This window comes from Mesorhizobium sp. M8A.F.Ca.ET.161.01.1.1 (genome assembly GCF_004792105.1).
GTDB lineage: Bacteria > Pseudomonadota > Alphaproteobacteria > Rhizobiales > Rhizobiaceae > Mesorhizobium.
The window spans coordinates 476,926-496,682 of the sequence record NZ_SRTD01000003.1 but is presented as its reverse complement, the minus strand read 5'-3'; the positions used below and the strand labels follow the sequence as shown (position 1 = coordinate 496,682).

The following is a 19,757-nucleotide window of genomic DNA, read 5'->3' as shown; positions in this document are numbered from 1 at the left end:
ATCCCCCCGCAAAAGGACCAGACCATGCCCCAACAGATCACGTTGAACGACGGCGCCGCCATTCCCCAGCTTGGCCTTGGCGTGTGGCAGGTCGATCACGACATCACCGCGCAAGTGGTGGGCTGGGCGATCGAGGCCGGCTACCGGCTGATCGATACCGCCGAGGGCTACCAGAACGAGGAAGGGGTCGGCGAGGCGATCCGCGCCGCCGGCGTGCCGGCAGCAGAGCTGTTCATCACCTCGAAACTGCGCAACGGCGCCCACCAGCGCGATGCGGCGCTGCGCGCCTTCGACGACACGATGAAGAAGCTCGGCGTCGAGCAGCTCGACCTGTTCCTGATCCATTGGCCGGTGCCCAGCCAGGACAAATATGTCGAGGCCTGGAAGACGCTCGTCGAGTTGAAGCAGGCCGGCCGCATCAAGTCGATCGGCGTCTCGAATTTCAATCCTGATCATCTGGAGCGCATCATCGGCGAGACGGGCGTGGTGCCAAGCGTCAACCAGGTGGAACTGCATCCGCGTTTCCAGCAGCGTGCGCTCAGGGAATTCCATGCCAAACACGACATCCATACGGAAAGCTGGAGCCCGCTGGGCAGCGGCAAGCTGCTCGGCGACCCGACCATTGCGGGCATTGCCAAGAAGCATGGGAAATCCGCCGCGCAGACCATGATCCGCTGGCATCTCCAGCAGGGGCTGATCGTCATCCCGAAATCGATCCGCCAGGATCGCATCGCGGCCAATTTCGACGTCTTCGATTTCGAACTGGACGCGCAGGACCTGAAGACGATCGCGGGCATGGATTCGGCCGACGGCCGCGGCGGTCCGAACCCGGCGACGGCGGCGTTCTTGTTTTAAAGCTGGCGCCGAAGCTGCCAATCTCCCCCCCTCGTGGGGGAGATGCCCGGCAGGGCAGAGGGGGGCGCTGTCCCGCCAGCCTTTCATTCGATACCACCCAAACCCGCCATGATGACAATATGCTGGCTGACATTGTCGATGTCGCGGATGACATCGTCATTCCAAAACCGGAGCACGGTCCAGCCGTCCTGCTCCAGACGCCTCGTCCTGACAGTGTCGTTCACTGCAAGATCTGCATCACCATGCTGCGATCCATCGAGTTCGACGACGAGCTTCTTCTGCGGGCACGCAAAGTCGGCGATATAGCCGGCAATCGGAAATTGTCTTCGAAAGCCAAGCCCCATCAGCCGATGCGCGCGAAGTTCATTCCAGAGCTTCAACTCCTCGTCGGTCATGACTTTGCGCATCGATCGAGCATTCGCTCGGTTCTGCGGCGGCAATGGCGTATGAGGCATGGCAGTTTCGATTGTGATTGAGGTTGGCGCTCTACGGCGCCCCTCTGTCCTGCCGGACATCTCCCCCACGAGGGGGGAGATTGGCGGTTTCGGCGATTTCGCCAATCGCAGAGGGGAGGAAGAGCGCTAAATCCCCGAGCCGTCCAGCTGCTGCGCGTCGTCGCCTTCCCAGGGCGCCGGCATCGAGGCGCCCCGGCTGAGATTGGCCGAGGGCATCGGCATCCAGCATTTCAGCTCCGGCTCGGCATATTCGACGACGCGGCCAGGCGAGGAATCGGAAGCGCGCCAGCCTTCCTCACCGAATTGATCGGCGCGTGACCAGTAGGCAAGGTCGACTTCCGCCGGCCCCTGTTCGGATGGGCGGACCGTAACGAGGATCCGGCTGCCGTCTTTCGGCGCGTTCGACATGTGGCGCCAGCGGTCGGGCTCATCCATCGTTCTTCCTCCTGCCTTGCTGCGGGATGAAGTGTCGCCTCGCCATCGGAGACGGTCAACCCAAACTTTGCGCGACCATCCTGTTTCGATGGGCTGTTCGTTCCGCCCGCTCCCGCGGGATGTATGATTTGTCGGATTGCGCCAGCCGCATCCGTCCTTGATCTGGCGGTGGTCGCCGGGGACAAGGAGAGCATTCATGAGTGACAGGGTCGAGGCGATGCCGGCTGGGGTGGGAACAAAACTGTTCTTCAGCCGCAATCCCAATCCGCGCCTGGCGGTCGCGGTGGCGCGTCATCTCGGGGCGAGGCTGACCTTCGAATTCGCATCGCCGTTCGCGCCGGGGCAAGCCGAGCGGTTCCGGCCGCTTAATCCCAACCTTTCCCTGCCCATACTGGCGTGGCCGGGCGGCAGCTTGTGGGAGGCCGACGCCATAGCCTGCCGGTTGTCGCGCGACATGGGTTCGGATTTCTGGCGCGGCGGTGAGGATGAGCCCGACATGATCCGCTGGCTGAGCTGGGGCAAGGAGAATTTCGCGCGGGCCTGCGACATGGTGCATTTCGAGCGCGGCACCAAGCAGCGCTACGGGCTGGGCCCAATCGATCATCAGTTGGTCGAGGAGGGGCTGAAGCTTTTTCAAGCGACGGCGGCGATCCTGGAGACTGCGCTTGTCGGCAGGCAATGGCTGGTCGGCAACTCGGTCTCCTATGCCGACTTCCGCATGGCGACGTTCCTGCCGTTCAACGACGTCGCCGGGCTGCCGCTCGGTGATTATCCCGCTCTTGCCCGCTGGTATCGCCGGCTCGAAGCCGTCGAAGCCTGGCGTGATCCCTTCAAGGGACTGGCCGCACCGCGCTTGCCGCCGGTGCCACGGCAGGATGCGATGAGGTGACGGACAGACCTGACGACCGGCGCATACACAGAGGAACTTGAAGACGCCGGCCGCCATTTGGGGCGTTGGGTGCATCACGTTGGGGCACGATGCAGGGTCAGGTTAGGCGGATGCCTGGTGCCCGCAATCGGAACGCCGGCCCATGGTGAACAGGGGGTTACTATCCACAGGCCCGAGGCGGTAACCGGCAGGCGGCGCGCCGGTTTGCGGCCGTCCATGGTGGCCACGTCATCATTGTCTCGGCTGTGCGCAACGCGAATCGCTTGGCCTGCGCGGCTCGACGGGCCGCGATCGGGTTGATAAGCCCGTCTGCGAAGGAGCCGATGAGTCTGGCATGACCGTTGCGATCGAGATGGGACACACGACGGCGGGCGCTCCGGCGAAGCTCGATCTCGAGGAGCTGCTGGCGACCCGCCTGCTGGTGCAGGGCAATTCGGGCTCCGGCAAGTCGCATCTGTTGCGGCGCCTGCTCGAACAGAGCGCGCCCTGGGTGCAGCAGACCATCATCGACCCAGAAGGCGACTTCGTTTCGCTGGGCGAGCGTTACGGCCATCTGGTGATCGATGCCGAGGAGCACACCGAGCGCGGCCTGCAGGCGGCCGGCGAGCGGGCGCGCATCCACCGCGTCTCGACAGTGCTCAACCTCGAAGGGCTCGACGCCGAGAACCAGATGCGGCGCGCCGCTGCCTTCCTTGGCGGGCTGTTCGAGGTCGCGCGCGACCATTGGTACCCGATGCTGGTGGTGGTCGATGAGGCGCAGCTTTTCGCGCCGGCGGTGGCCGGCGAGGTTTCCGACGAAGCGCGAAAACTCTCGCTCGGCGCCATGACCAATCTGATGTGCCGTGGCCGCAAGCGCGGGCTTGCCGGCATCATCGCCACGCAGCGGCTGGCCAAGCTCGCCAAGAACGTCGCGGCGGAAGCCTCCAACTTCCTCATGGGCCGCACCTTCCTCGATATCGACATGGCGCGCGCCGCCGATCTGCTCGGCATGGAGCGGCGGCAAGCGGAGGCCTTTCGCGACCTGGAGCGCGGACAGTTCATGGCGCTGGGGCCGGCGCTGTCGCGCCGCCCGCTCGGCCTACGCATCGGCCCGACCGACACCAGCCCGCGCAACGGCACGCCCAGGCTGATGGCGATGCCGGAATCCGCTCTCGAGGACGCCCGCGCGATCATCCTGGCCGCCCCGCCGCCCGAGACGATGCGCGCGCCGCGCCGGGTGGCGTCGCCGGATCTGCTGGAGCAGCTGATGGCGGCGAAATCGGCGCCGCGCGACATTCGGCCCGAACCGGCCGAGCCCGCGCCCAGCGCCGAGGATCTGGCCGAACGGCGCGAGCGGATGGACCGCATCCTGCGCGCCATCCTGGCCGAACCCGATGCGGGATTTCGCGTCATCGGCGTCCTCTACCAGGAATTCGTCGTGCGCTGCCGCATCGAGGGACTGGCTTCGGTCATGCCCGATCTCCAGGAATTTCGCCGCATGCTGACACGCGCCCGTGCCGGGGTGGGGTCCGACATGGCCGAGGATGACGCGTGGCGGGATGTTTCGGTGCGCGCCTCACTGCTGCCAGAGGACATGCAGGGCGTGTTCATGATGATCGCGCGCGCGGCGAAGGAGGGCTGGCCGTGCCCGAGCGATGGCGCGATCGCCCGCGCCTATGGGTCGCACTCCATGCGCCGGGCCCGGCGGCTGCTGACCTATATCGAGGAGCAGGGCCTCATCGTCTGCCAGCTCGATGGCACGGGAAAGCGCACGGTGACGCTGGTCGAACTCGCCTGGGCCACCGCGCCGGGCGACCCCAACGCCGAGGCGGCGGAGCAGGGCAGCCTGGCGCTGTGAGGGCCGATGACTAGCCCAGGTCCCGGTGGATCGCGGACGCAGGCCGGCGGCACTGTCGCCCGGATCCGCATCATGGGGACGCCGAAATCGGGCACGAATCTCGCAAAACATCTGGTCGAGGCCTATCTCGGCGTGCCCGTCGTCTTTGACCAGGGTTTTTGGAAGCATGGGATCTTTCCGGCCCTGATGAACGGGCGCGCGCTGCAATATGGCGACTTGCCCATCATTGTCATGAGCAAGGACCCGATCACTCAGCTCCTGTCCTGGTTCCGTTTCACCAGGCACAACAGCATTTTGAGGCCGGCCAAACATTTCGGTTCGTTCCTGAACCAGCCTTTCGAAATCAGGCAGGATTTCACGCGGCCGCAGATGGAATACAGGTTCCGCGCACCCGCCGACTACTGGAACCAGTTCTACTTTGCTATGGAGGCGCTGCGCCGCACCGGCACGCCCGTGCATTTCGTATGCTATGAGCAACTCGTCGCGACCCCGGCCCTTTGCCTGAGTTCCATTTCCCGTTTCCTCGATCTGTCCACGCCGTTCGAAGCCAGCACCGACGTGACAATTCCACGCCACGCGCTTGTCTCGAGCAATGACATCGACCGGTCCGGGGACCCGGCCGCCAACGAGAGCCTGTTTAACCCCTCGCGGGCGGATCTGGCAGCCGCGTTGGCCAGGATCGGCTGGCGCAATGCGCACAGAATCCTGCGCGATATCGACGACGACGTGCTTGAGGCAACGGGCCGGGCCGGATTTCGCATGACCTGCAGGCAGGCGATCGGTCCCGCGGCGATATTGAGGTCGTTCATCGGCTTCTGGTGAGGCCTGCGTGCGCAACGACGCCGCCCTTACTGGACGGTGATAACACCGTCGACCGCTCGCCATTCCGATGGGGTGATGAGCCGGTGGTGGGCGATGTGGACGGAGTGAAGCGGTCCCTCCAAGCGCTCGGGGTGGCGCGCGGCCGCGACGCAGCACGCGTCATGGACGGCGGGATACTCGATCTGCAGGAGGCCCCATGCGTGGTCGCAATGAACTCCTAGATATCGAGGATAAACTTGGCTATCGGGCCGCCGGGCGCCACCATCGGGCAGTTGGAAGGCAGCTCCACTTCTTTCGATATTGTTCGGGCGCCAGGCCATAGTTCCAGCGATCGGTTGGTTGCCGTCAAGACGCCGGCGCCTCGGACAAGCTCAGCCGGTGAATGCCTTGAACTTGTCCTTGGAGGTCAGCAACACATCGCCCTTGAACGAAATCGAGAAATCGCCCAGCTGGTACTGGCCTTGGTCGTTCTTGAGCAGGATGTCGCCAGTCACCTTGTTGGGGCCACCCTCGATGCCTTTGACTATCCTGGCGACGTAGCGCAGATTGCTCTTGGCAAAGAGCATATCGTTCCTGGCCAGTTGCTGCGCGAGAAGCTGGCGTTTCGAGTCGTCGCCGATGCCTTGCAGGCGCTTTTCAATGGCCTCGGGGGTGACACTCGCCAAGGCGCTGTTCAAAGCTGGCAATGCCTTCTGCAGGCTGAACAGGGCATCGGAAGTCATCCTGCCGGCATCACCGTAGGTCAGGCTCTGGTTGCTGATCGCCTTGTTGGCCTGCGCCTGCGGGCTGCGGTCGGCAGCGGCCTCCATTTCGTCCTGGACGGCCCACATATAGTCATGTTCTCCCATCGCCATCACCGTTTCCGGTGTCTCGCCCGTGGGGATGAAGTTGCGCGCAACGGTGGAATCTTCGTGTCGGCGGTCTGCCTCGACCATCGAGCCGATGAAGCGTGTATACTCCGCTTGGAGTTCGTCAAAGTTGGCTTCGCCCGCGCGCAAATAACGGTCTTGTGCCGTCGTGGTGGACGTTGCACTGATGGGTGAAGACGCCTGCGCCCCAGCGGCCTGGCCAAAGCTGCCGAACGGATCGTATTCGGCGTCGTCCTCATCACCTGTTGCACCCGGACGAATGACAGGAGGCTCGGTCCGCAGCGCCGTGCCTGCTTTCGCGAACGCGGGCTGGTTGGCGCCTGCAAAGCCGCTCTTGGCCGACATCAGCTTCTGTATCGTAACGGTGAGATCCGGCATGATCCGCATCGAGCAAGCTCTCGTGTTTCACATGCCTTGTGCATGCGATTCACAGAATGAAGCATAGGCGGTTAATCAATGGTTCAAAGTGAACGCTGGCCGAAAACAAATAGTGGTATCCAATGGCATCACGCCAATACACTTCAACAAGGACTAATATAGTTGGCAAAAATACGGAAGCGGCGAGTTTCTCAAAATCGATCCTTTCGCCGCTTATCTCTTGTGCGCAGGCACTGGATTGCTTGATGATCCAAAACGGTGGCCTTCGCGGGATCCTTTCACCGCTCCTCGACGATCCGCAAATAGGCCGCCGTGACGAACAGCACGATCAACCCGAACAAGATCCTTCTAGCCCCCTCCGGCATCTGCAGGATGGTCAGGAGCGTCGTCAGCACGGTGAGGATCAGCGCGCCGATGATGGTGCCGGTGTAGCCGCCGCGGCCGCCGAAGATGGAGGTGCCGCCGATGACGGCGGCGGCCACCGAAGGCAGCACCAGCGGTTCGGCGAGCGACAGGGAAGGGGCCTTGATCAGGCCGATATAGAGCAGGCCGGTGATGCCGGCGAGCACGCTTGAGGTGACGTAGAGCGCCGTTATGACCTGCCAGTATTGCACGCCCGACAGACGCGTCGCGCGCTCATTGTCGCCGACGGCGTAGAGCAGGCGGCCGAAGCCGGTGCGGGCGAGCGTGAAGACGATGAGCGCGGCCAGCGGCACGAAGAGCAGCAGCGCGTTGGGGAAGCCGTAGGTGACGCCGGTGCCCAGCCAAGCGAGGAAGTCGGGGATCTTGGCACCCGACGCGATCACCGTGCGCTGATAGACCTGCAGACAGCCGGTGCCGATCAGGCTGGTGCCCAGCGTCATGATCAGCGGGTGGACGCGGAAGACACCGACGCCGATGCCGTTGACGAGGCCGATCAGCACCGCCGGCATCATCGCCAGCAGGAACGCCACCGCCGGGTCCTGGCTGACGATCTGCGTCGCCATGATGAAGGCGCTCATCGTCGCCACCGTGCCGACCGACAGGTCGATGCCGCCGGTCAACATGGTCATGGTCTGGCAGCCGGCAAGGATCGCCAGCGGAATGGCGAATTTGATGGTGTTGGCGATCCAGCGCTCGTTGACGATGCCGGGACGCAGGATCTGCAGGATCACCACCAGGATGACCAGCAGGATGATCAGCGGGATGAGCGGCCGGTCGGCCATGAAGCGTTTTAGACGGCGGCCGAGGGGGACGGGGGTGATCGCTGATGTGCTCATGGGGTGGGTCCGATGTTCTGGGAGGGTAGCGCTCTACGGCGCCCCCCTCTGTCCTGCCGGACATCTCCCCCACAAGGGGGGAGATTGGCCGCTTTGGCGCCCCACTCTTTTCTGCAACGTTGAAGATTGGCGAAAGCCGCAACAACAGCCAATCTCCCCACAAGTGGGGGAGATGGCCGGCAGGCCAGAGGGGGGCGCCGTAGAGCGCTACGCTCTATATTTCTCTCTCCCATCATTGCCGCCCCCGCATCGTGATAAACGCGCCGAACATCACCACGGCGACCATGATCAGGCCTTCGATGATGGCGGTGACGTTGGGGTCGATGGCGAGCAGCGTCAGGTCCGTGCGCACCAGGCGCAGCACGAAGACGGCGACGATGGGGCCGAGCAGGCCGCCCTTGCCGCCGCCGAGCGCAACGCCGCCCAGCACCACGGCGGCGACGCTGGCGAGCAGATAGGGGCCGGGAATGGGAGCGCCGATGCCGGTGCTCATGGTCAGCGCCAGCCCGCCCATGGCCGCGAACAGCCCGGACAGCGCGTAGGCGATGACCCTTGTGCGAGCGACAGGCACGCCGCTGCGGAACGCCGCCAGCTCGCTCGAGCCGATGGCGTAGATGGAAAGGCCGAGGCGCGAGCGCCGGAGCGGGACCCAGATGACGCAGAGGCAGACGATCAGCACCAGCAGCGCCTTGGGCAGCCAGGCGTCGATGGCGTCGGGCAGGCCCGGTATCGGCACGGTGCCCGAGATCATCGCCTTCAGCCATTCTGCCGCGGCGCCGCCCGGCGCGCCGAGCACCAGCAGGGCCGCCCCTTGCAGCACGAACAGCATGGCGAGCGTAACGACGATGTCGGGCACGCGGGTGACGACGATGAGCAGGCCGTTGAGGGCGCCCAGCACAAAACCCATGGCGAGCACGAAGGGCACGACGAACAGCGCGTATTCCTCGCTGGCGCCCGCCATCATCGAGGCGGCGGTGACGCTGGTCAGCGCCATCATGGCGGCGACCGAGAGGTCGATGCCGCCGGCGATGACGACAACGGTCTGGGCCGCGACGGCAAAGGCGTAAGGCAGTACCGCCCGCGCCAGCGAGCCGAAATCGCCACTGCCATAACCGGGCTGGATCAGTTTTGTGACGATGAACAGAATGATCAGCAAGGCGAACAGGCCTGACACCCAGCCTTGGCGGCGCAGGAAATGGTTCATGATATCGTCCCCGAAGACGGGGACTGGGGATCGGCCAGGATGCCGATATCGGCCTTGGCGCCGCGCGGCAGGCCGTAGGCGGCCCGCATCAGCGCCGGTTCGTCCGCTTCCTCGACCGGAAAGATGTCAACGAGACGGCCGCCGAAGATGACGATGACGCGGTCGCAGACGCGCTGCACCTCTTCGAGTTCCGAGGTGTAGAACAGCACCGACTTGCCGTGGCCGGCGAGTTCGCGCAGCAATTTATAGATCTCCTGCTTGGTGCCGACATCGATGCCGCGTGTCGGATCGAAGCACAGGATGGTGCGGGCGTCCGCCGCGATCCAGCGCGCGATGGTCACCTTCTGCTGGTTGCCGCCGGACAGGCGCTGCACCTCGCCCTGGGCGCGGGTGTCGATCTGCAGGCGCTGGATGGCGCTCTGCACCGTGGCGCGCTCCTTACGCATATGAATAGGCCCCCAGTTGCGCAGGGCGGCGCTGAAAGGGAGTGCAATGTTCTCACGCACCGAGCGCTGCATGGCGAGCGCCTCGGAACGGTCGCCGGGCACATAGGCGATCCCCGATCGGATGGCGTCGATCGGATGTGAGAATTTTACTGCCTGGCCGTCGACCTCGATCGTGCCGCCGGATGGCCGGATCGAGCCGGCAAGGGCGGCGAACAGCTCGTCCTGGCCCTGGCCTTCGAGCGCGACGACGCCGGCCACTTCGCCATCGGCGAGATCGAAGGAGACATCGCCGAGCTTGATGCCGACGCGCAGGTTTTTCACGGTGATGCGCGGTCGGGCAGGGGCGGATGCCGCCTTCTCGCTGACGCTTCGGGCGGCGACCTTGGCCTTTTCGATGCGGGTGCCCAGCATCAGCTCGACGATCTTTTCCTCGACGCCCGGCACGATGTCGACGACGCCGACGGTCTCGCCGTCGCGCAGCACGGTGGCGCGGTCGCAAAGGGCTGCGATTTCGACGAAGCGATGGGAGATGAAGATCACCGCGCGGCCGGCGTCACCCTGGCGGCGGACCACTTCCAGCACCTTTTCGGCAAGGTTGGCGGGCAGCGCCGCGGTCATCTCGTCGAGCAGCAGCACGTCGGGTTCAACGGCGAGCGCCCGGGCCAGATCAAGCACCCGCAGCACGGCCAATGGAATGTCGCGCGCGCTGTCGCGCAGGTCGAGGTCGGCGATGCCGAGTTCGCGCACCCAGGCGCGGAACGGCTCGACCGGCGTTCCGGTGAGCCGCAGATTGGACAGCACGTCGAGATCGGGGATCAGCGACGGCTCCTGGTAGACCGGCAACAGCCCGGCGCGGCGCGCGGCCGCCGGCGAGCGTATGTCGCGCGCCTCGCCACGGATCAGGATGCGCCCGGCATTGGCCGATATGGCCCCGGTCAGGATCTTCAGCAGCGTCGACTTGCCGGCGCCGTTGGCCCCCATCAACGCATGCACCTCGCCCGGCAGGACGGACAGCGACGCATTGCGCAGGGCGGCGACCGCGCCGTAGTTCTTGGCGACGCCCGTGGCGTCGAGGAGGGGGCTGGTGGTCAAATTGATTGGTTCTCGATTTATGAGGTCGAATAATTAGAAATGTCGGCGCCGCCCCTCACCTGCCTGCCGGCATCCTCTCCCCGTATAGTGACGGGGAGAGGGGGGCTTGTCGCCGGCATTGCGGCCAGCTTCTCTCTCCCCGTTTACGGGGAGAGATGTCCGGCAGGACAGTGAGGGGCAGCGCCGACGGATGGTCCGTTGGCAAACCTCAGCCTTACTCCCCCGGCCCCTTGCAGGCCACGATCTGCTCCTTGGTGTAGGTCGTCCAGTCCGGGATCGAGATCGAGACCGGCCATTCGGGGCTCAGCGACGGGTCGGCGGCCGCCTTCAGCTTGGCCTTGCCTTCGTCGGTGGCGTTGTCCCAGAGCTGCGGGTCGACCAGCACGGTCTGCTGGGCCGGCTTCTTGCCGTCGAGGATCTGCAGGGCCAGCGTCACGCCGGCACCGCCGATCGAGCCGGGGTTGGTGACGGCGGCACCGACGAGGCCCTTGACCGAGCTCAACTGGCCGACGAAGCCGGCATTGTCGGCGCCGACGACCGGCACCAGCGGCGCCTGCGATTCGACCAGCGCGTCGACGATGACGTTGTCGATGCCGGAGGTCCATACGCCGTTGAACGGCGTGCCGGTGGCGAGGAACGACAGCATCTGCTGCTTGGCCTGGTCCTGCTGCCAGCCGGTGAAGACTTCCTGCGCGACCTTCACGTCGGGGAATTCGGCCAGCGCCTTCTTGAAGCCTTTGTCGCGATCGCTGTCGGCCGAAGCGCCGGCCGCACCGCGCATGTAGAACACCTCGCCCTTGCCGCCCATCTGGCCGAACAGCCATTTGGCGCCGAGATAGGCATACTGCTCCTGGTTGTTGGAAATGATGTAGGCCGACGGCTCGGTGACCGCCTGGTCGACGGCGACGACGACGATGCCGGCCTTGGTCGCCTCTTCGAGGCCCGCCTTGATGCCGGCCGGATCGGCGGGGTTGACGACGATGGCGTCGACCTTGGCGCTGATCAGGTTGCGGATGTCTTCGAGCTGCCCGGCGGCATCGGTGTTGCGGTGGGCGATGTTGAGCTTGGCCACTTCGCCCGAGGCGAGCGCCTGCGCCTTCATGGCGCAGACCATCTCCTCGCGCCAGCCATTGCCCTGCACGGTGTTGGAGATGCCGATCGTGTATTTGCCGGCCGCCGACGAGATGCCCACCGAGGCGAGCAGGGCGGCGCTGGCAAGCAGCGGAACCATGGTCAGATATGTCTTCATTTCAGTCTTCCTCCACATTGTTTTTCAGTTCAGTTCCAACCCGTTAAGCCGTGCCACTCACAAACGGAGTCAAGTGGCTCGCCTTGCCGTCATTTGACGAAGGGACGCAGCACGTCGCGGGCGAGCAGGAAACCTCGCTTCACCTGCTCGTCGCTGCCTTCAAATCGCCTGTCCTCATGCTCGATGATGACCGAGCCGTCATAGCCGGCGCGGTAGAGGCCGGAGAAGAAACCGCTCCAGTCGACATCGCCCAGCCCCGGCATGCGCGGCACCTGCCAGCCTATCCCGGCCGAAAGGATTCCGCGCTCGTACAAACCATCATGATCAATCATCAGGTCCTTGGCGTGGACATGCAGCATGTAGGGGCCGAATTCCCTGATGAAGCGGGCCTGGTCGATCATCTGCCAGACCAGGTGCGAGGGGTCGAAATTCATGCCGACATCGCCGCCCCAGCTCTCCAGGATGCGGCGCCAGACTTGCGGCGAATAGGCGATGTTGTGCCCGCCCGGCCATTCGTCATAGCTGAAGATCATCGGGCAGTTCTCGAAGGCAAGCTTCACCCCGTGGTCGCGTGCATGGGCGACGATCCCGGGCCAGACTTTCAGCGCATCCTGCCAGTTGACATCGACGGTTTTGGAGGCATCGCCGCCGCAGAAGGTGTTGACGACCGGCACGCCCATATTGGCGGCCAGCACGATCACCTTCTTCAGATGGCCGATGACCGCCTCGCGGTGGGCGGGATCGGGATGCAGCGGGTTGGGGTAGTAGCCGAGGCCGGAGATGGACATGTTCTTTTCCGCCAGCGAAGCGGCAATCTCTTTCGCCTGCGAGGCCGAGGTGCCGGCGGCGTCGATATGGCTGGTGCCAGCATAGCGGCGGGTGGCGCCGGAGGTTTTCGGCCAGCAGGCGATCTCCAGCGCCTCGAAGCCGACGGAGCTTGCCCAGCCGGCGACCTCGCCGAGCGGAGTCTCCGCGAATGGTGCGGTGAGCAGTCCAAGTTTCATCATGCCTCCCCTGACCGCGAACCCGCGATCGATGCCTATAATGCCGATTGTTTGGATCGTTTCAACCTCGCGACCCCGTCTTGCTCCAGACTGTGTCGAACGGCCGCCATCGGATCGTCCGAAAGCAGTTCGCCCAGCACTGAAGTCACCGTCTTGCGAAACGTCTCGTCAGCGGCAAGGCCGGGGTCGAAAATCGTGTCGATGGCCAGGATGGCGGAAGCCAGCGCCGGCGCATCGCGTCCGCTTTCGTCGGCGATCGCTGCGATCCTGCCGGCATAGGGATCCGACACCGGCCAGCGTTTGCCGAAGCGCGCCGAGGCCAGGATGAGATAGGCCATCCAGCCGGCGACCGGCACCGACAGCAGGCCGATGCTGGCGCCTTGGCTCAGCCGGTCGCGGATCGGGTTGAGCAGGCGCTGGACGATCTTTTGCGATCCATCGGTAGCGATCTGGTGGTTGCGATGGCGGATCGCTGTGTTCTTCAGCCGGCCAAGGCTCTGCTCGACATAAGCCAACGGCTCCATGCCGGGCACCGGCGTCAGTGTCGGAAGCGTCTCCTCGACCAGCATGCTCCTGACGAAGACCGACAGCAGCGGGTCGGCGATGGCATCGAATGTGTGTTCGAGCCCCGCTAGCACGCCGAGCGTGGCGAGCGTCGTTTGCGCCCCGTTCAGCACCCGCATCTTGAGATGCTCGAACGGCGTGACATCGTCAACGAAGGTCGCGCCGGCCAGGTCCCAGCGCGGCATGCGGCCGGCGAATTTCTGCTCGATCACCCACTGCCGGAACGGCTCGCCCACCGCAACGGCCCCATCGCGATAGCCGAACCATTGTTCGACGCTGTCGAGATCATCCGGCGACACAGCCGGCGCGATGCGGTCGACCATGGCGGAGGGGAAGGCGGCATTGGCCGCAATCCAGTCGGCAAGCCCATTGCCACGCCGTTCGGCAAAGCTCCGCACGACATTTTCCAGGATGACGCCGTTGGTCGGAATGTTGTCGCAGGAGAGCAGTGTCAGCTTGCGGCCATGCGTGGCCCTGCGCTGCTCCAGCGCCAGCGCCAGGATGCCGGGCAGGCTGCGTGGCGCTTCCGGATTGGCGAGATCATGGACGATGTCGGGATGGCCGAGATCGAGCGCGCCCGTCGACGGGATATGGCAATAGCCTTTTTCCGTCACCGTCATCGTCACCAGTTCGATGTCGGGCGAGGCGAGCACCGCGAGCGCCGGTGCGGCGCTGTCCTGGCTGTCGACCACCTTCACGATGCTGCCGATGATGCGCGCCTCGACATGGTCGTTCTCGCGGATCAGCCTTGTGTAGAGGCCGCCTTGCCGGCCAAGGGTGTCGGCGAGCGCCGGCGGGCGGATGTTGATGCCGACAATGCCCCAGCGGTCGAACTTCAGCGAGAGCAGGTCGTCGGTGTATTCGGCCTGGTGGCAGCGGTGGAAGGCACCGACGCCGAGATGGGCCATGCCGGGTGACAGCGATGCGCGGTCGTAGGTCGGCTTTTGCACGGCGGCGGGAAGCCGCTCCAGCAGGCCAGGCCCAAGCGTTTCGATGGCGTTCACCGGTTCGCCCCGATCACCGACTGCTCCTGGTCGATCACCGCCCCGGTCATCGGCCCGGCCGCGTCGGAAAGCAGGAAGACGGCGAGGTTGGCGATATCGTCCGGCCTGAGCAGCCGGCCAAAGGGCTGGGCGGCGTTGGCGGCGTCAAGCCAGCCCGGGCCATGACCGAGCGTCTGCGCCTGCATCACACGCTCGGCCGGCGTGTCGGTCCAGCCGACATTGATGCCGTTGACGCGGATGCGGTCGAAGCGGTGGGCGTTGGCGGCGTTCTTGGTGAGCGTCGCCAGCGCGCCCTTAGTGGCGGAATAGACGGCAAGCTCGGGTGAGCCGCAATGGGCGTTGATCGACAGGATGTTGACGATCGCGCCCCCCTGGCCGCGTTTCCGCATGTCGGCAATCGCCGCCTGCATCAGGAAGAACGGCGCGCGCGCATTGACGGCGAACAGCGCCGCCCAGTCTTCGGGGCTGGCGTCGAGGAAGGACGCGCGGTCGGTGAGGCCGGCGGCGTTGACCAGGCCGTCGATGCGACCGAAGCGCTCGATGCAGGCCTGCGCCAAAAGGGCCGGAGTTTCCGGGTCTCCGAGGTCCGCGGCGACGAAGAGTGTCGGCGTGCCCAGCCGCGAAAGCTCCGCCGCGACCGCATCGCCACGCGTCTTCTCGCGGCCGGTGACCAGCAGCCCGGCCGCGCCGGAGCGCGCCAGGGTCTCGGCGATGGCACGGCCGATGCCTTGCGTCGACCCGGTGACCAATATCACCTTGCCTTCGAGCCTGATCTCCATTCCTCCTCCCGGAACAAAGTTTCTATTTTTCAAAATATGGAACGATAATTCCCGGTAGTCAATTGTGCCAGTGGCGGTTCATCAGATGACATCCTAAAGTCTGCGCCGCCCCTCACCTGCCTGCCGGCATCCTCTCCCCGTATAGTGACGGGGAGAGGGGCGCTGTCGTCACCGATTTCGCCAATCACCAATGTTGCAAAGGGGGTGCCAGCGCTGAGGCCAGCCCCTTCTCCCCGTCACTATACGGGGAGAAGTGCCCGGCAGGGCGATGAGGGGCGGCGCGGGCGTCGATAATTTATGGTCGCCGTCACAAGTCGAAACTCTCCATCAAAACCTCCAATATTCACTTGCCGCGCTTTGCCGCGACGCCTTGGACCAGCGCCATGCCGACGGCGAGCGACGCGGCCAGCGAGCGGAAACCGGCGAAGTCGGATTCCACCACCTCCAGCCAGCTGTCCGAGAGCCGGATCAGCGGCGAGAAGGTGCTGTCGGTGATGGTGACGATGCGGGCGCCGCGTTCGTGCGCCACCGCGACGAGGTCGGGCGTGATCGAATTATAGGGGCTGAAGGATACCGCCAGCACCGCATCCTGCCTGCCGATACAGCCGACCTGGTCGAGCGCGGTCGAGCCGACATTGTCGACCAGCACGTTGCGCACGCCTTGCTGCGAAAGCGTCAGCGACAGATAGGTGGTGACGGGGAAGGCGCGCTTGGAGCCGATGACGTAGATCAGGTCGGCGTCGGCCAGCGTCGCCAACATCTTCTCGAAGCTTTCGACATCGAAGCCGCTTTCGATGCGGCCGAGCGAGGCCAGCGAGGCGCCGACCATGCCGCGCAGGAAATGCATGGCGGCGTTAGGCTCGGCCTCGGCGCGCTGCTCGCCACGGCCTTCCGGCCAGGATCCCTTGACGTGGTCCTTGAACAGGCCCTGGAAATCGGAAAAGCCCGAATATCCGAAGATCTGCGCGAAGCGCACCAGCGTCGAGGGCTGCACGCCGGCCTGTGCCGCCACTTGGGCGATGGTGCCGAGCGCGACCTCGCTCGGATGCTGCCACAGGAAGATCGCCACCTGGCGCAGGCGCTTCGGAAAATGCACCGTGCCGGAGGACAGCACCGCGCGCAGCTCTTCATAGGTCTGCGGCTGTATATAGCCAAGGGCCGCCAGCGAACGCCCGCGCTTGCGCGTCGCCGCCTCGTCGGCATTGGATCGTCCGGATGGTTTTCTCGCCCCGCTCATGAATTCAGGCTAGCGCGATACGATCGTTTTACAATATGGAAATTGGAAATCCTGTTCGAGGGTGGTAGGGGGGCTCGGTAAGTCCTTCCAACGTCGTCATCCCAGGGCGAAGCAGGAGCGAAGCTCCGTCGCGGAGACCCCTGGAGCTGCTCCGCAGCCCAAGGGATCCATGCCGTGACAGTTGCCGAGGAACGCGGCGGAATCAGAAGATTCTGCACCGTCGCAACGCCTTGAAGCCACGGCATGGATCCTGGGGTCTGCGCCGCGTCGCTGCGCTCCTTGCTCCGCCCCAGGATGACGAAGTGATAGGTGGAGGAGGAAACATGGTCTACGCAACATCGGACGGGTCGGCGGGCACGCGCTTGAGGGTGGGCATGGTCGGCGGCGGCCGCAACGCCTTCATCGGCGCGGTGCATCGGCTGGCCATGCGGCTTGACGACCAGATCGCGCTGGTCGCCGGCGCGCTGTCGTCCGATCCGGACAATGCCGCCGCCTCGGCCGCCGAAATCGGCATCGCGCCGGATCGCAGCTATGCCGATTATCGCGCCATGGCCAAGGCGGAGGCCGCGCGGCCGGATGGCATCGAGGCGGTCGTCATCGTCACGCCCAACCATCTGCACGCGCCGATCGCCACCGCCTTTCTCGAAGCCGGCATCGACGTGATCTGCGACAAGCCGCTGTCGACGACGCTTGATGACGCGCGAGCGCTGGTGGCGCTGGCGCGCGCGAAAAAGCGCCGCTTCGTCGTCACCCTCAACAACACCGGCTACGCCATGGTGCGCCAGGCGCGCGAGATGGTGATGGCGGGCGAACTCGGCCGGATCGTGTCTGTGCATGGCGCCTATATCCAGGACTGGCTGACCAAGCCGATCGATGCCGACGGCCAGAAGCAGGCGGAATGGCGCACCGATCCGGCGAGGGCAGGGCAGTCGGCGGTGCTGGCCGATATCGGCGTGCACGCCTTCAACCTGGCAAGCTTCATCTCCGGCCGCGAGGCCGACTCGGTCTCGGCGGACCTGTTCACCGCCGTGCCGGGGCGCCGGCTCGACGACAATGCGCATGTGCTGGTGCGCTGGACCGACGGCGCGCGCGGCACGATCCTGGCCAGCCAGACGTCGCCCGGCCACTACAACGACCTCTCCGTGCGCATCTATGGCGACAGAGCCGGGCTCGAATGGTCGGGCACGCGGCCGGAGGAACTGCGCTTTTCCGTCCATGGCGAGGAAACCCGCACGCTGGTGCGCGGCGGCCATGGCTCGACGGCGGAAGCCCGCCGCGTGTCGCGCATGCCGGCGGCGCATCCGGAGGGCTATATCGAGGCCTTCGCCAATTTCTACCGCGACGCCGCAGACATCATCCGCGCCCACCGTTCGGGAGGCGCGGTCGATCCGGCGCGCGCGGCACAGGTGCCCGACGTGGTCGACGGCGCGCGCGGCGTGAAGTTCGTCGCCGCCGCCGTGGAGTCGAACGCGGCCAGCGGGGCGTGGACGGCGGCGCGGTTTGGGGGATGACAGCCAATCTCCCCCTCGTGGGGAGATGCCCGGCAGGGCAGAGGGGCCGCCAAGGATCACTGCCTATCGGTATGATCCTCTTTCACGCAAGCCTCCGACGGACATACCTGATTGACCGAGACGTTGGCGGGACAGCGCCCCCCTCTGGCCTGCCGGCCATCTTCCCCTCTTGGGGGAGATTGGCAGCTTTGCCGTCGGCGATCATGCCACGCCCAGTTGCCCCGCCAGATCCGACAGCATCGGGCGCTGGCCCTGCAAAATCTTCACCTCGGCCTCGGCCAATGTGAACCAGCCGGCTCTGTCGACCTCCGGGAATTCCTTCATCGATCCGGATCGCGGCGGCCATTCCATTGTGAAGGTGTTGCTCCTGATGACGGCGGCATCGATGTCGGCCTCGACGGACCAGGCCGAGACGATCTTGCCGCCCGGTTGCCGGTAGTCGCCAAGACGCGCGAAGGGGCCTTCGACCTTCGTGCCGAGCTCTTCCCCGGTCTCGCGTCGCGCCGCCGCCAACTCGTCCTCGCCCTGGTCGACGAGACCCTTCGGGATCGACCAGGCGCCATCGTCCTTCTTCGCCCAGAACGGGCCGCCGGGATGCACCAGCAGCACCTCGATGTCACCACCGCTGCGGCGATAGATCAGCAGGCCGGCGCTGCGTTTTGCCATGTTTGCATGTCCGTTTGCGGCGCTGGTGCGAAGTCGGCCGATCCTGCGTTGATCACTGCCGATCTTGCACCGGGAAATTGCGACGCTATGTCAGGCGCATCCGGATTGCACCTCATGCGCGAGTCCGGCAATCTGATAGCATCGCTTTTGGGGCGGCGTCGAAAGTCAGGTGATTCGTCCGAATGCAGCTGGGTCTGATCGGCTACTATAGCGACTTCGTGGTCTATCCGCTGGTGATCGCCGTATTGGGCGTGGCCGGGCTGATCGAGGCCGGAGAGGAAGGCGCGCCGGACTGGATCGGCACGGCGCTGATCTGCCTTGGCCTGTGGACGCTGATCGAATACGTCCTGCATCGCTTCGTGCTGCACCACGTTCCCTGGATCCGGGACCTGCACGACCGTCACCATATCGAGGAGCGCAGCCCGGTGGGCACGCCCACATGGCTCAGCCTCGGCGTTCATGCGCTGGTGGCATTCCTGCCTGTCTGGATGGTCTCGGATTTCGCGACCGCCAGCGCGGTGAGCTGCGGTCTGATGCTGGGCTACCTCTGGTACATCAGCGTCCACCACATGATCCATCATTGGCATCCGACCCATCCGAGCTATCTCTACATGCTGAAGCGCCGCCACGCGGTGCATCACCATGTCGACGAGAACGCCAATTTCGGCGTGACGTCGATTTTCTGGGATCGGATTTTCGGCACCGCGCGGCTTTGACGTGGGGCTGCCGGGGCAATGAGAAACGCCGGGCCTGAAATCTAGGCCGAGCGATCTGGCCAGAACAACCAGATGAGCGCGGCGGCCATCAGAACCCAACTTCCAACGATGAATGCCAGACCGCCGCGGCTGGTCGGCCTGGATCGGCGAATGGCTTCCGCGCGAAACTCAGCCATCAAAGCGGCGGGGATCAACTTCACCGCAAGCAGGATGCCGAGCGGTACGATGATCAGATCGTCCAAATATCCGAGGACGGGAATGAAATCGGGTATCAGATCGATAGGACTGAGCGCGTAGGCGGCGACCACGCCGGCGGCAACCTTGGCGTACCAGGGAACGCGGGGATCGCGGGCGGCCAGCCACAAGGCGACCACATCACGCTTGATGGCCCTTGCCCATTGCTTTGCCTTGTCAAGGATGGTCACACGGCAACCCTCTTTTATTAGATCTCGACAGTCGGCGCCGCCGCTCCCTTCGCTTCGATCA

General features: G+C 65.0%; 19 protein-coding genes and 1 pseudogene. 6 read left to right on the top strand and 14 right to left on the bottom strand.

The features are described 5' to 3' along the window. The first annotated feature begins 24 nt into the window (after nt 1–24). Nucleotides 25–855, top strand: a complete 831-nt coding sequence (locus EN804_RS11140) for an aldo/keto reductase (protein ID WP_135866085.1) — start codon at nt 25–27, stop codon at nt 853–855. An 83-nt stretch (nt 856–938) separates the two neighbouring features. On the opposite strand, the gene EN804_RS11135 is transcribed toward EN804_RS11140, so the two are convergent. Both EN804_RS11135 and EN804_RS11130 read right to left on the bottom strand, forming a co-directional pair. Next, the gene (locus EN804_RS11135; RefSeq protein ID WP_135919394.1) at nt 939–1,310 is read right to left on the bottom strand and encodes an endonuclease domain-containing protein; all 372 of its coding nucleotides are present in this window, start codon (nt 1,308–1,310) and stop codon (nt 939–941) included. A gap of 126 nt (nt 1,311–1,436) precedes the next feature. After that, entirely contained in the window at nt 1,437–1,745 is a 309-nt protein-coding gene (locus tag EN804_RS11130) for a hypothetical protein (RefSeq protein WP_135919393.1), read from the bottom strand. Nucleotides 1,746–1,941: 196 nt separating this feature from the next. On the opposite strand from EN804_RS11130, the gene EN804_RS11125 reads away from it, so the two are divergent. The 3 genes from EN804_RS11125 to EN804_RS11115 all read left to right on the top strand — a co-directional run bounded on the left by EN804_RS11125 (nt 1,942) and on the right by EN804_RS11115 (nt 5,293). Continuing rightward, nucleotides 1,942–2,634 carry a glutathione S-transferase family protein gene (locus EN804_RS11125; protein WP_189524485.1) on the top strand — a complete coding sequence of 231 codons (693 nt, stop codon included), beginning with the start codon at nt 1,942–1,944 and terminating at the stop codon, nt 2,632–2,634. Between the two features lie 334 nt (nt 2,635–2,968). Beyond that, a complete protein-coding gene (locus EN804_RS11120) occupies nt 2,969–4,471 on the top strand; it encodes an ATP-binding protein (protein WP_135919392.1) in 1,503 nt (500 codons plus the stop codon). 6 nt (nt 4,472–4,477) lie between these two features. Beyond that, entirely contained in the window at nt 4,478–5,293 is an 816-nt protein-coding gene (locus EN804_RS11115; protein WP_127870339.1) for a hypothetical protein, read from the top strand. Nucleotides 5,294–5,319: 26 nt separating this feature from the next. Here the strand turns inward: EN804_RS11115 and EN804_RS11110 are convergent. From EN804_RS11110 to EN804_RS11060, 10 genes and pseudogenes are all read right to left on the bottom strand, one after another. Continuing rightward, nucleotides 5,320–5,415 (bottom strand): annotated as a pseudogene (locus EN804_RS11110) (protein usg); the annotation flags it as partial. A 249-nt stretch (nt 5,416–5,664) separates the two neighbouring features. Next, nucleotides 5,665–6,540, bottom strand: coding sequence for a hypothetical protein (locus tag EN804_RS11105; RefSeq protein WP_135919391.1), 876 nt, complete (start codon nt 6,538–6,540; stop codon nt 5,665–5,667). Nucleotides 6,541–6,818: 278 nt separating this feature from the next. Next, on the bottom strand, nt 6,819–7,799 hold the full coding sequence (locus EN804_RS11100) for an ABC transporter permease (protein ID WP_135882054.1): 981 nt from the start codon (nt 7,797–7,799) through the stop codon (nt 6,819–6,821). Nucleotides 7,800–8,031: 232 nt separating this feature from the next. After that, entirely contained in the window at nt 8,032–9,003 is a 972-nt protein-coding gene (locus tag EN804_RS11090) for an ABC transporter permease (RefSeq protein ID WP_135919390.1), read from the bottom strand. Then, nucleotides 9,000–10,541: a sugar ABC transporter ATP-binding protein gene (locus EN804_RS11085; protein ID WP_135919389.1), complete on the bottom strand. Its 1,542-nt coding sequence runs from the start codon at nt 10,539–10,541 to the stop codon at nt 9,000–9,002. The genes EN804_RS11090 and EN804_RS11085 overlap by 4 nt, the downstream gene beginning before the upstream one ends. A gap of 214 nt (nt 10,542–10,755) precedes the next feature. Continuing rightward, entirely contained in the window at nt 10,756–11,790 is a 1,035-nt protein-coding gene (locus EN804_RS11080) for an ABC transporter substrate-binding protein (RefSeq protein ID WP_135919388.1), read from the bottom strand. Between the two features lie 89 nt (nt 11,791–11,879). Continuing rightward, a complete protein-coding gene (locus tag EN804_RS11075; RefSeq protein WP_135919387.1) occupies nt 11,880–12,794 on the bottom strand; it encodes a sugar phosphate isomerase/epimerase in 915 nt (304 codons plus the stop codon). Between the two features lie 35 nt (nt 12,795–12,829). Further along, nucleotides 12,830–14,362 carry a mannitol dehydrogenase family protein gene (locus EN804_RS11070; protein ID WP_135919386.1) on the bottom strand — a complete coding sequence of 511 codons (1,533 nt, stop codon included), beginning with the start codon at nt 14,360–14,362 and terminating at the stop codon, nt 12,830–12,832. Continuing rightward, entirely contained in the window at nt 14,359–15,141 is a 783-nt protein-coding gene (locus EN804_RS11065; RefSeq protein WP_127870347.1) for an SDR family oxidoreductase, read from the bottom strand. The genes EN804_RS11070 and EN804_RS11065 overlap by 4 nt, the downstream gene beginning before the upstream one ends. 343 nt (nt 15,142–15,484) lie before the next feature. Beyond that, on the bottom strand, nt 15,485–16,378 hold the full coding sequence (locus EN804_RS11060) for a MurR/RpiR family transcriptional regulator (RefSeq protein WP_127870348.1): 894 nt from the start codon (nt 16,376–16,378) through the stop codon (nt 15,485–15,487). 323 nt (nt 16,379–16,701) lie between these two features. Between EN804_RS11060 and EN804_RS11055 the strand changes: the two genes are divergently transcribed. Beyond that, a complete protein-coding gene (locus tag EN804_RS11055; protein WP_127870349.1) occupies nt 16,702–17,889 on the top strand; it encodes a Gfo/Idh/MocA family oxidoreductase in 1,188 nt (395 codons plus the stop codon). A gap of 201 nt (nt 17,890–18,090) precedes the next feature. On the opposite strand, the gene EN804_RS11050 is transcribed toward EN804_RS11055, so the two are convergent. Further along, nucleotides 18,091–18,555: an NUDIX domain-containing protein gene (locus EN804_RS11050; protein WP_135919385.1), complete on the bottom strand. Its 465-nt coding sequence runs from the start codon at nt 18,553–18,555 to the stop codon at nt 18,091–18,093. Between the two features lie 182 nt (nt 18,556–18,737). On the opposite strand from EN804_RS11050, the gene EN804_RS11045 reads away from it, so the two are divergent. Next, nucleotides 18,738–19,271: a sterol desaturase family protein gene (locus tag EN804_RS11045; protein ID WP_127278498.1), complete on the top strand. Its 534-nt coding sequence runs from the start codon at nt 18,738–18,740 to the stop codon at nt 19,269–19,271. A gap of 41 nt (nt 19,272–19,312) precedes the next feature. Here the strand turns inward: EN804_RS11045 and EN804_RS11040 are convergent, their stop codons facing one another. Then, nucleotides 19,313–19,696 (bottom strand): YkvA family protein, encoded by a 384-nt coding sequence (locus EN804_RS11040; RefSeq protein ID WP_135919384.1) that lies wholly within the window; start codon nt 19,694–19,696, stop codon nt 19,313–19,315. Nucleotides 19,697–19,757 lie beyond the last annotated feature (61 nt).